At 38.1% G+C, this 12,762-nt stretch carries 13 protein-coding genes; 9 read left to right on the top strand and 4 right to left on the bottom strand.

The window, feature by feature from the left end; all coding sequences use genetic code 11:
- The first annotated feature begins 126 nt into the window (after positions 1-126).
- Together BCU84_RS19760 and BCU84_RS19755 are read left to right on the top strand one after the other, a co-directional pair.
- Positions 127-792 carry a hypothetical protein gene (locus BCU84_RS19760; RefSeq protein ID WP_102529746.1) on the top strand — a complete coding sequence of 222 codons (666 nt, stop codon included), beginning with the start codon at positions 127-129 and terminating at the stop codon, positions 790-792.
- A gap of 760 nt (positions 793-1,552) precedes the next feature.
- Positions 1,553-2,479, top strand: a complete 927-nt coding sequence (locus BCU84_RS19755; protein ID WP_102529745.1) for a hypothetical protein — start codon at positions 1,553-1,555, stop codon at positions 2,477-2,479.
- 74 nt (positions 2,480-2,553) lie between these two features.
- On the opposite strand, the gene BCU84_RS19750 is transcribed toward BCU84_RS19755, so the two are convergent.
- Positions 2,554-3,731, bottom strand: a protein-coding gene (locus BCU84_RS19750) for an IS3 family transposase (protein ID WP_102529744.1) whose coding sequence is annotated in 2 segments (ribosomal slippage) — positions 2,554-3,464 and positions 3,464-3,731 — 1,179 coding nt in all. Because the reading frame shifts where the segments join, the coding sequence is not laid out codon by codon here.
- Between the two features lie 536 nt (positions 3,732-4,267).
- Positions 4,268-4,495, bottom strand: coding sequence for a hypothetical protein (locus BCU84_RS19745; RefSeq protein ID WP_102529743.1), 228 nt, complete (start codon positions 4,493-4,495; stop codon positions 4,268-4,270).
- Between the two features lie 798 nt (positions 4,496-5,293).
- Between BCU84_RS19745 and BCU84_RS19740 the strand changes: the two genes are divergently transcribed.
- Positions 5,294-6,190, top strand: coding sequence for a hypothetical protein (locus BCU84_RS19740; protein WP_241906495.1), 897 nt, complete (start codon positions 5,294-5,296; stop codon positions 6,188-6,190).
- Positions 6,191-6,794: 604 nt separating this feature from the next.
- On the opposite strand, the gene BCU84_RS19735 is transcribed toward BCU84_RS19740, so the two are convergent.
- Together BCU84_RS19735 and BCU84_RS19730 are read right to left on the bottom strand one after the other, a co-directional pair.
- Positions 6,795-7,352 carry a carboxymuconolactone decarboxylase family protein gene (locus BCU84_RS19735; protein WP_055024802.1) on the bottom strand — a complete coding sequence of 186 codons (558 nt, stop codon included), beginning with the start codon at positions 7,350-7,352 and terminating at the stop codon, positions 6,795-6,797.
- 18 nt (positions 7,353-7,370) lie between these two features.
- The gene (locus BCU84_RS19730; RefSeq protein ID WP_055024801.1) at positions 7,371-8,189 is read right to left on the bottom strand and encodes a peroxiredoxin family protein; all 819 of its coding nucleotides are present in this window, start codon (positions 8,187-8,189) and stop codon (positions 7,371-7,373) included.
- Positions 8,190-8,298: 109 nt separating this feature from the next.
- Between BCU84_RS19730 and BCU84_RS19725 the strand changes: the two genes are divergently transcribed.
- From BCU84_RS19725 to BCU84_RS19700, 6 genes are all read left to right on the top strand, one after another.
- Positions 8,299-8,892 (top strand): TetR/AcrR family transcriptional regulator, encoded by a 594-nt coding sequence (locus BCU84_RS19725; RefSeq protein WP_055024800.1) that lies wholly within the window; start codon positions 8,299-8,301, stop codon positions 8,890-8,892.
- A 165-nt stretch (positions 8,893-9,057) separates the two neighbouring features.
- Positions 9,058-9,879 (top strand): AraC family transcriptional regulator, encoded by an 822-nt coding sequence (locus BCU84_RS19720; protein WP_198589623.1) that lies wholly within the window; start codon positions 9,058-9,060, stop codon positions 9,877-9,879.
- 141 nt (positions 9,880-10,020) lie between these two features.
- A complete protein-coding gene (locus BCU84_RS19715; RefSeq protein ID WP_055024799.1) occupies positions 10,021-10,821 on the top strand; it encodes an SDR family NAD(P)-dependent oxidoreductase in 801 nt (266 codons plus the stop codon).
- A gap of 45 nt (positions 10,822-10,866) precedes the next feature.
- Positions 10,867-11,178: an EthD family reductase gene (locus tag BCU84_RS19710; RefSeq protein ID WP_055024798.1), complete on the top strand. Its 312-nt coding sequence runs from the start codon at positions 10,867-10,869 to the stop codon at positions 11,176-11,178.
- Positions 11,179-11,298: 120 nt separating this feature from the next.
- Positions 11,299-11,943 (top strand): DsbA family oxidoreductase, encoded by a 645-nt coding sequence (locus BCU84_RS19705; RefSeq protein ID WP_055024797.1) that lies wholly within the window; start codon positions 11,299-11,301, stop codon positions 11,941-11,943.
- Positions 11,944-12,008: 65 nt separating this feature from the next.
- The gene (locus tag BCU84_RS19700; protein ID WP_082419996.1) at positions 12,009-12,452 is read left to right on the top strand and encodes a YiiD C-terminal domain-containing protein; all 444 of its coding nucleotides are present in this window, start codon (positions 12,009-12,011) and stop codon (positions 12,450-12,452) included.
- The last annotated feature ends 310 nt before the right edge of the window (positions 12,453-12,762 follow it).

The following is a 12,762-nucleotide window of genomic DNA, read 5'->3' as shown; positions in this document are numbered from 1 at the left end:
TGGCCAAATAAAAGTAGATTACGGTTGAATATGGGGATGCTTGTTTAAAGAAGATTTAAGCAATCATGTGAAATTTATCTGAGTAGAAACTAATAACAACTAATAACTATAGGGAAATTTAGGAAAATGAAGAAGTTGATTCTTATCGCAACAGTTCTAGGCTTAATAAGTGGGTGTGTTTCAACAGCGGAGAAAAAATCAACCGAACAAGCATATTTAATTATTGATGTTAAGGGAGACTCTTCAATTAGAGATTTAGTTCTTGATACTGTAGTTAGCTCAGTTGAAAAGTCTATGGATAGCTTAACAGTCAGCCGCGGTATTCCTCCTCAAGAGTTGCCAGAAAAAGCAACTAGATTCAAATTAACATCTCCATTTGCAAATAGTTCTTTCGGAGCTCTAATGCAATCTCAAGGTGCAATGTTAAAGTTTCCAAGTTGCCAAGACCCAATACTTACAATGAAATCTGATGATAACGATCAAGACTGGGGTGAAAGTACCTCATTTTTTGTATGCGTTGTACAGTATCAAGAAGGTTATCATGTTGATGTATACACTACCTTCGAGCAGAGTAGCGGTGGATTATCAGTTGATGCTTTAAGTCAGTCTTTAGCTCGTTCTATTGTAGGCGATACAAGCCAAATCATTCCTAGAACAATGAAAGGTATCGAATCCGATCTTGCTGGTGAAAATCTAGAAACTAAAATTGTAGATCAGTATATTCCTAAAAAATGGAAAGGTGCATTTTTAGATGAAACCGCTGATGCTACTGGTAAGAGTACGTCACTCTAATTAGTCATAACCTCTAGCAGATTTAATAAATGATTATAATTATCAGCTTTGATTTAGATTTCTGTTAAAGCTGATTCCTATAACTTTTTATTGGCTAATAGGTAAGTGCTTTAGATTAAGTAAGCATAATTTTTATTAAACTTTGCCATAATTAAAATTTAACTAAAATCAAAAAGATAATTGTAAAAATATTTGAAGAAATGATTCTTTAAGCGCTTCAAAGGACAGCAGGAAACTTTTTTTCTTACGTTTTTTATTGAGTTTTGTCATCTAATTTCAAGCGTAGACCACTAACAAGCTTACATAATGAATTTTGAGTAACAACTCGCTCTCCTCACACTGCGAGCTCTAAACTTTGAGCATCAAAAAACGTCTTCTGATGCTAAAAATAACTTTAAAACTGCGGTCTCCTGATAGGTGAAATTGATTTTTCTTCACCTCTGGTCGGAAGCCTAATGTATGTAGACTGCATAAATCCATTTATTTTGTAATTCATACCTATAGGGAGTGTTACTTTTTAGATTTGAGGTTAATTATTTATTAGTGTGCTCTATTGTTGGGGTCAAGCGGAATTCGTCTAAGGTACTAATTAAATGGGGGTTTCACGCTTGTTCACTATTGCTTCACAAGAAATCAGCATATTGTGCTGGCCAAATAAAAGCAGATTACGGTTGAATATGGAGATGATTACTTAAAGAGGGTTTAAGCAATCATATAAAATTTATTTAAGTAGAAACTAATAACTAAAGGGACAGTTTTAATGAAAAAAGCAATCTGCTTGTCTTTTCTATTTACAGCAACAATTTTCATGGGCGGTTGTAAGAGTATGGATCTTCAATCTTATGTGGGTGATTTTGAACCCAGTGCTAATGACATTTACGATGGAACGATTGCCTTTTGTTCACTACCTTACAACAGAGTGACTCATTATGTTGGAAATAGCGCATCACAATCTGCTGAAGAAAGAAAAGCTTATAAGGATAAAGTTTGGAGTAACTGGGAAAAGCAGAGAAAAGAATTAATTGCACATTTCGAAAGTAAGCAATTTACCATATCGCAGCCCGCAGGCTTTTTTACATACGACGAAGCAACAGGCTTGATGAAACTAGATGAACAACGCACATTTAAATGGAAAACAACTGCAGAAAGAAGCGCAATCCCTAATAAAATAGCTTTTAATACTTACGATAACTGGTTCTCGCCAAGTTTACCGACAGGATGGGTCAGCCGTCAGGCAGGTGATACCAGACATCAATTAGATGCCCGCAGAACAAGAGCTGCTCTTAACAAATTTGGTAAATCAGTTTCTGGTTGGGGTCAGGATGTTTACGTTATCAATGATTTTGATGATGCTGGTCGTCCACATTATGAGAAACGAATAGCTAGTTACAATGGACAAGCTTTAGGATCAAATAGTGCTTATCCAAATCAATTAATGAGTGTTTTAATTGATACAAAAAGGTGGTACGAAAATCTCGAATCCCCTGTTTTATTAAAAGACGGATCTTTTTACTTAGATACTAATAAAGTTAATGTTTACGATACATTTGGTGTTTATCCTGACATCGGTAAACCGCACATTTCTATAACTTATACCTTTAAATTTACTGGGTGTAGTCAAGGTCAGTTAACAGCCGAAGTGAATGAAATCTCTATATCCCCCTCTATATATAAGGCTAACTTATAATTGAGTCGTTTCTTATTAAGGCATAGCACCTGCAAAGGTGTTGTGCTTTCATATACAATTGATTTCTGTAATGGTCAACTAATATTGGCCACGATCTTAGAGTTTAACCAGAACAACCGTTCCGATTCATTGGGCGTCAGTCCGCCGTTATATTGATGTGGACGAAGCTGGCAGTAATAGCCAATTATGTATCGTGTAATTTCGTTCTGAGCTTCTGTAAAATTACGATACCCTGTTGTTGGTATCCATTCTGTCTTAAGGCTCCTAAAAAAGCGTTCCATAGGACTGTTATCCCAGCAATTCCCACGTCGAGATAAACTTTGTTTGAGCTGGTATCGCCATAATAGTTGCCGATATCTTCTGCTTGTATAGTGAGTCCCTTGATCGCTATGGAACATAACATCTTCAGGTTTACCACGACCTTCATAGGCCATCGAAAGCGCTTTACCAGTTAAACGACTATCAGGTGATAATGACATAGCCCAACCAATGACTTTACGTGCGAATAGATCAATCACAACCGCTAAGTACATCCAGCGGTTACCAGCCCACACGTAGGTGACATCACCAACCCAGACTTCATTCGGAGCAGTGACAGCGAATTGTCGACCTAGGTGATTAGGGATTTCAATATGTTCTAGTGTGCCTTTTCGGTATTTGTGCTTAGGTATCTGACAGCTAACTATACCAAGCTCTTTCATCAACTTAGTGGCACGATAGCGGCTTAACGAGACACCTTGCTGGCTGACCATATCTGCAATCGTTCTAGCACCTGCCGAGCCGTTACTTGCGGTGTGTACTTCGCTAACTAGGCTTCGAAGTTTAACTTTATCCGCATTAATGGTTGTTGGCCGCTTTCTCCAATATTTGTAACTACTACGATGAATACTGAACACTTCACATAATGTTTTTATGCTGTAGCTCTGCCTGAGTTTCTCAATTATTGTGAATTGTTCAGTGAGTCCGACATCAACAGAGCTGTGGCCTTTTTTAATATTTCGTTGTGCTCCTGGAGGCGAGCTAGTTGCTTTTTTAACTCTCGAATTTCAATTTGTTCTGGTGATATAGGTGATGCTTTAGGTTGTTTACCTTGTCGCTCTTCCCTTAATTGTCGAACCCATTTATCCATGGTTGATTTGCCTACACTCATGGCTTGAGCGGCTTCAACAATTGAGTAATTTTGATCTAGCACTAATTGAGCTGATTCAAGTTTGAATTCTGCACTAAAGACTCTTCTTGTACGTTTTTTCATAGTGTCACCTGTTAACTTATGAGGTGATGATATCACCTCTAACTAGGTGGCCAAATTAACTATGCCACTACATTCACTCTACTGCCTAATAAGGTGTTCCATAAACACCAGCTAATCTTTAGACAGAAAGTCAGCATAAATAGTTATTATCACTTTTGATTCCCTGCTTCTCTGCACCTTTTACAAATAATAATACATCCGACGATTAACACAGTTAAGGGTAGTAAGAACTCCATGAGACCTCCTTTATAGGTATCAGCTTAATAAATTTAAGCTGATACCTTTGCTGATTTTTAATTTAAAAAAACTTAAATAGTAAGTAGCGACATTTTAACCAAGAGTCCTCAGGCAGCCCTTTGTCCTTGTACTTTCTATCATAAGCACATGCTCCGATTATAAATTTCAAATACAATAAGCTTGAAGGTAAACAGAAAAAAGGACTATTGGTTATCCAAAACATAGTCACACAAACTATGGTCGAGATGAGTAAAATAAGTACCGGCGTGTAACGAGCATAAAACGCCTCGTTTTGTTGATTAAAAATCACTATCAAACCCCGAATCAAAACCCGAATCAAAACCTGAGTCGAAACTTGAACAAGAATCAAAAGTATCGAAGCTTGATGAAATATCGGTATCACAAGTGCTTATTGAGCTACTACTTTCAGTGATACCGAATGGGTTACCTTTGATGTCTAAACCTGAGCCTGAGACCATAGGTGTGCCATCAATATTGGTAATTGGGGCGTTATTTTTAGAAGTCATAATGTGTCCTTTAATAATGAAGGTTAATTACTGTTCTAAATTTAATTTAATGAAATAAAACTGAATTGCAAACTTGTTTGGCTGAAAGCTCATCAAAAAATATTTGTCCTTTCTTTGTTCACCTCGTCAGATACCTAGACTCCTATAAGACTCAAAAAATTCGTTTTTCAGCTTTTATTTTCTTTGCATTTATTCGATAGAATTATCCTTGCCTAGCAAAAATCGGCACGATTTTCTGCAATAAAGCGGCCTGTGAAACAGGCTTTCAAAACGCGGATGTGAGTTATTACGAAGTAATGGCGAGAAGCAGCACGCGCATGTACAGCTGGTCTGTACTAACCGAATTTTAGTTTTGCTTCAGCAAAATTTAGCCTCATATTTGGTACAAATTGAAGGCTAAACCAGTGTGGTTTTCGTCAGAAAATCATAGCGATGAAAGAGGGAAATGAGGTGGAACACATCCCCTCGTCATAAGCGGTGAAAATGCGGTTAGTACAGAGCGTAGCGAAATACATGCGCGTTTGATGCTGTGAAGTGCTAGAGCGTAGCTCGTAAAGCTGCGCCGATGACGAGTCATCAGAGCAGGTGGGCGCTTCAGAGCATATGAGGGATTAACGAAGTTAAACACTCATCAGCCAAAGGCTGGCTTGGTAGCGATGTTCATCGCTATTTTTATCCCGACAGGGGAAACTCGCTTTAACGGCATGAATATCTATACCTTACAGATAAAAAATGACACTTCGTACTCAGTGAAACTAGTTATGAATACCTAAAAATCAAAGCATAAAAAATATCAATATGAACGTGTATCAACAACTACAACAAACCATCAATACTGCCGTGTTTTCCTCAGGGAAACTGGCTGATAAGTATCAACCTTATTTGTTCATGCCCATGAAATATATACCAGGGGAAAATAATAATCAGACGGGTAAAGCCAGGCGGGAGTTAACCATTAAAATGGTGGCTCGATTTGGTGTCACCTCGCCAACCCTCATAGCAGTGATATATGGTATTCCCAAGCGGCAAGCACTCGAACACCTCAATAAGCTTGTAAAAGAAAAGTTGCTCAGCTTAGTGATAACACATCGGTCTGTTGATGACCGTGTGTATGTACTGGACTACGCGGGCGCAAAATATGCAGAAGAATTGTTATCCATCGCGGTCTACTTTCGCAGCAACGACAAGCCCGCATTAAGGGTTAATCAGAACACCATCATGCATGATTTAATGATGCAATACATCCAATTACGAGGCATTCACAATAAGGTCAAAACAGGTGAGGATAATCCGTATTGGATTTCATTAGTCACGGAGCCTGAATTTAAGCGACTCTTTAAATCAAATGACGTAAGAAACGTAGATGGAATTGTCATAGAGCCAACGGGTAGCCTTGTTGCAATTGAACTAGAACATTCCTTTAAAACCAAAGCTGCACGACAGACCATTTTATTAAAATGGCTTTACGGCCTCAATAATGGCTATTACGACAAGGTCATGTTGTTCTCTCAATCCTTGCAGGTATTTAGTGATATTAAGCGACTGCATAACCAACTATTCGAAGAGATGGTGACTCGAGTAGATAAAAAGACTCGTAAAGCACTTTTAACATCACAAGACGTCACACTATTACAAAGCAAAATCATATATCGAACCGTATTATGCAGTGAATTAGAAAATGTTTTTTATCAATAGATTTTAACCGGCACAAAAACGAGAAAGACACCCCAAGGGTGTTTTTCAAGGCAAAGCCATTCAGGCATTACAGAAGAGTGAGGTATTCAACACAATGGAAGAATCACCAGAGATTAATTTTATCCATAAAAAGAACTCCGTTTCACTGCACCGAGGCATCCATGTTTCCCTCCGCAATAATAAGTAAGCCTGAAGCTGGAGAAATTAAGCTAGTTAAATAGGATGAGAGTAAAAAACTTCAACTAATCACCTGATGACAAGTAATAGATAATAGAAAAAAGTACACACAACAGGCCAATAGTGGCCCAAATTAAACCTAGATCAATGTGCTCCATGCAACCTCTTAACAATCCTTGTTAATCGTCCTGAAAGTGTAGTCTGGAATGTTGATAAAGGTAATTTTTTGGAAACAGTAACTCGTTTATGCCCCATAACAAGCTAGAGCAGGAATGAGGCTATACTAAAGATTCGTAATTTGACTTACTTTTCTTTATGCCTAGAGTTCTGACTATGTGGCCAAATTTACTAATCCACAACACATATACTTATGAAAATACACGGCCATTAAAAGAGAGTATCAGTAGATACTCTCTTCAGATTGATCTTACCTCTCTGAAGGGTGAGTCCAGTCAAAAGCCTTTAATGGGGCATCAACTGGTGTATGAGATAATGCATTGGTGAAATTTGAAATGAGTTTGCAAGCTAAGCCTGTCAACACTTCAAGTGCATGCCGCTCAGTGTATCCTACCGTTAGAAAGTTCTGCAACTTTTCATCACCTATATGACCACGATTATCTAGTAGCTCTTTAGTAAAGACATGCAACGCTTGTAGTTTGACATCAGGTAACTCATTTCCTTCCCGTAGTGCTTCAATAATGCTTTCTGGCATATTAGCTGATTTCATGATCCACGTATGACCAGGAACGCAATAGTGACAGTTGTTTTCAAAGTTTGAGGTCATCAGAACCACTTGAGCTTCGAGTGGACTGAATAGTGTACTTTGCGTGAATAACTCATAAGTCTTCAAATAAGCTTGATAAGTTGCGGGAGCATCTGCTAGCACTTTATGTAAATTTGGAATTAAACCAAGTGATTTTTTAGATTGCTCCATCATTTGCTTTGAAGCTTCTGGTGCTGTTTCAATATTGTGGTAGTTAAACATAATAATTCTCTCGGTTTATTATTTATTAATGGTGAAAGCGTTACGTAAGGCTTGAGTTAATCGTTCTTCGCTTGCTCTTAGTCGATAGTCTTCAGACTGATCTATCCATTGGATGACACCATGTTCATCAATTAAGACCGATGTTGGGATAGACATTGATTTGTATTCAAATGAAGTAGGAAATGGCAGCCCTAATACTGTTTTTGTTTTAGACGAGTCAGCCCCTAAAGCCTTGTGGTGTTCAACGCCGTATTGTTTAACTACTTTGAGTTCTGGGTCTGACAAAAGAAGAAAATCTAAACTATCTCGTTCGATGTGCATTTTTGCTTGTTCTGCCGTATCTCCCGACAACGCAACGACCTTAACGCCATATCGATCTAGGGTCGGTTTCATATCGTTAAACATTTTTAATTCAGCACTACAGTATGGACACCAAGCACCTCGGTAAAACTTGAGTAGAACGCGTTGATTTTTTATGTCATCAGCCGAATAAATCTCGTTGTCATATGTTGTTGATTCGAATTGTGGGAACTTATCTCCAATTACAACTTTAATATCACCTAGAGGAGTATCTTTTTGACTGAATACCCAAATGAATTTACCACCAAGAAATATGGAAAAGCTGGACATTAAGACAACGAAAACAAAGCTCCAATGCATATTTATAATCCCACTGATAATTGCACCTAGCCCCAAAAGGACACCTGCCGCAAGTGCTAGCATAAGGATGATAGGATTTTTGGGAGGCTTGTTCTTTTTTACTTTTAGAAAGTAATGCAAACTTCCAATCACCGTTGAGGCAAATCCAAGTAGTGATAGTGCTATAGCTGAAAACATCGTTTGTTCCTCATTGTTTTGTTTAATTGTACCAGTTAGTACATTTGCAATTAATGTACTAACTAGTACAATAGGTGTCAATAAGAATTTTATGTAGTTGTATAGATAAATGGCAAAGAAAAGACAGTTTGACGAGATAGAAGTGCTTGGAGTTATGGCCAAATATTTTTGGCAGCATGGTTATGCGTCGACTAAGGTGGATCAATTATCGACCGTTACAGGATTAACTAAAACCAGTATTTACAACGCGTTTGGCAACAAAGAAACCGTGTTTAAATGTATAGTAGATTTCTATGTTGAGCATCACATGTCTGTGGTACTCAGGAAACTCGACTCAGATAAATTAATATCAGAGAATCTTCAATATTTATTTGATAGTGAGTTCTTAAATCCAGAGAATGATCTACTCACTTACGGCTGCTTAATTACAAACAGTATTGTTGAATTAAAATCAAACGAACCAGCCCTCTATGAGTATGTTATTAAGAAGTTTGAACAAGGTCGTATTGCAACACTGGCATTTTTTACTCAATATGAGAAAACAGAACGACTTATTGATGGTATAGATGCGGAGCATTTGACCGACTATTTCCTTACGTTTCGTCAAGGACTCAAAGTTCAATCAAGAGGGCAAAGACCACATGAATCTCTCGCTCGATCTATACACGTATTCATGCTTGTATTGAGTACATTTGAAAAATAGATTATGCGTAGGCTATTCTCGAGCTTTAGTTTTGTTGTCGAGTTTTAGATGTCTAATGATTATGAATGCAGCACCGTAGCAACACGATTCTAGTTGAGCCAATTAGTTAATCGAGCAGGTAGACTGCTTTATCCTTATCGCAATACTATTGAATGGTGCCTTTAAATGAAAACAATAAAATATAATGGACGTATTGTTTTTCAAAAACAAGATATACCCAGTTTCAAACGTATGCCGCGCGTATTTGTAGACAGTGAAGCGTGTTTTGCGTTTGTCACAAATGGCGATTTTAACGTCAGGGAACAGACAGAATCTGCTTCATTGAACAAAAACTGCGGAATACTGGCAAAATGCACTAACTACTTTTATGAAAACACTAGCTATCATAATGATGAAGGTGCAGGTGAAGCGATTGGTATCCTTCTCTATCCTGAAATATTTCAGTCACTGTTTAACTTTGATATTAGCCAGTCAAAATACAGGGTCGATTATAATATTTTGCAGGTTGAAGTGGACAAATTGCTAGAGCACTATCGTGATAGCATCAGTATATTGCTGGATTCTCCAGAGTTGGCGGATGATTTGCTTATCGAGAGCAAACTACGTGAATTTGTCATTCTTATGGCGAAAAGAACCGGCGCACCTTCTGAACTCGATTTTCTTGCTTCTATGTTTAAACCTAACTTTGCCAAATTTGAAGATATTATCCAAAGTAATCTGTATGCGGATCTGAGTGTGGATGAGTTGGCAGCACTGTGTCATATGAGTGTTTCTACTTTTAAACGTAAGTTTAAAGAGGTGTATTCAGAACCCCCAATAAAATACATTAGCAAATTAAAAATCAACAAAGCTAAAGTGTTACTGAAAGATAATAGCTTACGTATCTCCGACATCGTTTTTGAAACGGGTTTCGAGTCGGTTTCCACGTTTAACCGTGCCTTTAAAGGACAAACAGGCCTATCCCCTTCTCAATTTCGTTTAACTTGACACCACCGCATTTTAACCTTTCTATTCAGGTTGGCTCGTTTGAACTAATGTGAGCAATTTTTGAACTTTTATGGAGAGCTCTGTACCTCCAAATTCCATATAGTTACCCCATCAACTAAACACAGAGAAAGGTAACGAATTATGGGTATCAGCTTTAAAGAAAAATATGGTGATTGGGCACTTATCACAGGGGCAACATCAGGCATTGGCGCAGAAATGGCAAGCCAGATTGCGGCAAAAGGATTGAACGTTGTTTTGGTCGCTCGTCGAGAAAAAGAGCTTGAAGAGCAAGCTACGTTGCTTACGGAACGCTACGGAATTAAAGCAATGACAGTTTCTGCTGACTTAAGTACGTCAGAAGGCGTCGAAAAAGTTAAGCAAATTGACAAAAGTATTGGGCTACTTGTACTAGCCGCTGGTATTGAAGTTAATGGTTCGTTTGCTAAATCATCTCTAGAGCAAGAGTTGAAGATGATACAGCTTAACGTTACCTCTGTATTGCAACTGACTCACCACTTTACACCAGCGATGATCGAAAGAAAAAGAGGCGGTATTTTAATGGTATCAAGTCTTTCTGGTCATATGGTTTCCCCATATTTTTCAAATTATGCAGGTACCAAAGCCTATGTTCTTCAGCTAGGTGCATCTCTTCATGGCGAACTTAAACCCAAAGGTATTGATGTAACGGTTCTTTCTCCTGGGTTAACAACTACACCGATGACTGCTGATAATGGTGTTGACTGGTCAAAACTACCTATGGTTGCAAAAGATCCTGCGGAAGTAGCAGAAATAGCTATCAATGGTTTGGGTAGAAAAGCAGTTGTGGTTCCAGGTAAACGTAATCGAATGACCGCTATTCTTTCTGGGATCATCTCCCACCAAAAGCAGGCAATAATGGGTGAATCAATGATTGGAAAAGCAATGCCCAAGAACAAAATGTAACCCCCAACAGTTTAAAACTTTAGTGAAAGAAAAAGGGAAAAAGCAATGATTAAAGTATACGTAATATACCCAAATAACGATGATGTGATTTTTGATTTTGATTACTACTGCAACAAACATGTTCCTATGATAGGAGAGCTTCTGGGAGACGCACTAAAAGGGGCGACAGTAGATGCAGGGCTAACAAGTGTTGTTCCTGGTGAAGCAGCGGCATATGTGGCGATTAGTACAATTTCATTTGAATCTATAGAGTCATTTCAAACGGCATTTGGCCCAAATGCAGAGAAGATAAAAGCTGATGTACCGAACTTCACTAATACCGTTCCAACAATTCAGCTTTGTGAGCAAAAAATATAGAACCGCAACTCTCTACGGTGAAAATGAGCAGGATACCGAATAATAAACAATTTGGATTCAGCTTAGTGTTATTTAATGAAATAAAATTGAAGCTAAACGCTTGATAAAAAAGAGTTAAATATGAATAAGAAAATCAAATTGGATATAGTGTCAGATGTGATTTGTCCTTGGTGTATTATCGGTTATAAGCGTTTAAATACCGCGATAAAAGAGCTTGGGATAGAAGATCGCATTGAGATTGAGTGGCAACCTTTTCAGTTAAATCCAGATATGCCGCTTGAAGGTGAAGACCTACGTGCCCACCTTAAAAGGAAGTACGGTACTACATTAGAAGATAGCATTCGTTTCAGAAAAGAGATGACAGAGCTTGGAGAAGACGTTGGGTTTAAATTCGACTACTTTGACGGGCTAAAAGCTGTAAATACCCTTGATGCTCATATTCTTCTGGAGCATGCAAAAAGTGTAGGCAAGCAAACCGAGCTTAAAAACCGGTTATTTGCTTCGTTTTATAGCGAGCAAAAAGATATATCCAGCAAGAGTACCCTCGAGCAAGAGTTGCAAAGTCTTGGTATTAATGTTGACGAAGCAATGCAATGCCTAGATGACGATAATATGCGAAGTCATGTCCAGTCGCTGGAACAGAAATGGAAACAAGCGGGTATATCAGGTGTTCCAACAGTTGTATTCAATCGCGAGAGCGCTATTTCTGGAGCCCAATCAGTGGATACGTATAAGCAAGTATTAACTGAATTAGCTAAAATGTAATTCCTGCATCCCTCTAAAACGGACTTTTGCAATATTTTGGCGGTCTAAAAAAGGCAACGGTCTATATGAAACATAGAGAGCTTGAAGTCTACCTTCATCATCATATACCAGTATCAAAGTCTCTCGGTATCGGTGTGAATACTTGTAGCAGCAAAAATATCGAGATTACTGCACCATTGAGAATGAATACAAACCACATGAATACGGTGTTTGGCGGCAGCTTGTCTGTTGTTGGTATTTTGGCAGGTTGGTCTTTAGTTTATGCCCAGCTGGAGGGTAAAAAACATCAAATTGTTATTCAAAAAAATAGCATTCGATACTTGAAACCCGCCAGCAAAGATGTAACAGCAGTATGTAAATATGACAACCTTACGGCGTGGTCTCGGTTTCATCGTGCGTTTCAACGCAAGGGAAAAGGTCGTGTTCAAATAGCCTGCAATCTATTTTGTGCGGATGAGTTGGTTGCTACTTTTGAGGGAGTATACGTCGTTTTTAATAAAGAGTTATAAGGTCAAAATGCAATGAAGGCTACAAAGTACTTGAATAAATTGAGCTTAGACATGGTTGACTTGGTTTGTTATCAAAAAGAAGTATAAGATAAAAAACTTAGCACAAGGTAAAGCTTCGTGATCTTGCCCTGTACTCTTCGGCTACCGTTCACCGCTCGTTTTGTAGATAAAGAGGGTGAAACTAATTATAGATCTTTGATAATTTCGGATACTTTTTCTAATCAATATTAGTCGACGTAGACAGAGTACTCTAAATGATTTCTGTCCAAAAGCTTGTTAGGGCATGTTAAGGGGTTAGCTTAAGCCATAA

Source organism: Shewanella sp. 10N.286.51.B7 (assembly GCF_002873615.1).
GTDB lineage: Bacteria > Pseudomonadota > Gammaproteobacteria > Enterobacterales > Shewanellaceae > Shewanella > Shewanella electrodiphila.
This window is presented reverse-complemented; position numbering and strand designations above follow the sequence as displayed.

Bases quoted from the DNA above. Each gene is read 5' to 3' on its own strand.
- BCU84_RS19735 (WP_055024802.1), bottom strand. From the start codon at position 7,352: ATGTTTAACTACCACAATATTGAAACAGCACCAGAAGCTTCAAAGCAA.
- BCU84_RS19730 (WP_055024801.1), bottom strand. From the start codon at position 8,189: ATGTTTTCAGCTATAGCACTATCACTACTTGGATTTGCCTCAACGGTG.
- BCU84_RS19760 (WP_102529746.1), top strand. From the start codon at position 127: ATGAAGAAGTTGATTCTTATCGCAACAGTTCTAGGCTTAATAAGTGGG.
- BCU84_RS19755 (WP_102529745.1), top strand. From the start codon at position 1,553: ATGAAAAAAGCAATCTGCTTGTCTTTTCTATTTACAGCAACAATTTTC.
- BCU84_RS19710 (WP_055024798.1), top strand. From the start codon at position 10,867: ATGATTAAAGTATACGTAATATACCCAAATAACGATGATGTGATTTTT.
- BCU84_RS19720 (WP_198589623.1), top strand. From the start codon at position 9,058: ATGAAAACAATAAAATATAATGGACGTATTGTTTTTCAAAAACAAGAT.
- BCU84_RS19740 (WP_241906495.1), top strand. From the start codon at position 5,294: ATGAACGTGTATCAACAACTACAACAAACCATCAATACTGCCGTGTTT.
- BCU84_RS19725 (WP_055024800.1), top strand. From the start codon at position 8,299: ATGGCAAAGAAAAGACAGTTTGACGAGATAGAAGTGCTTGGAGTTATG.
- BCU84_RS19745 (WP_102529743.1), bottom strand. From the start codon at position 4,495: ATGACTTCTAAAAATAACGCCCCAATTACCAATATTGATGGCACACCT.
- BCU84_RS19705 (WP_055024797.1), top strand. From the start codon at position 11,299: ATGAATAAGAAAATCAAATTGGATATAGTGTCAGATGTGATTTGTCCT.
- BCU84_RS19700 (WP_082419996.1), top strand. From the start codon at position 12,009: ATGAAACATAGAGAGCTTGAAGTCTACCTTCATCATCATATACCAGTA.
- BCU84_RS19715 (WP_055024799.1), top strand. From the start codon at position 10,021: ATGGGTATCAGCTTTAAAGAAAAATATGGTGATTGGGCACTTATCACA.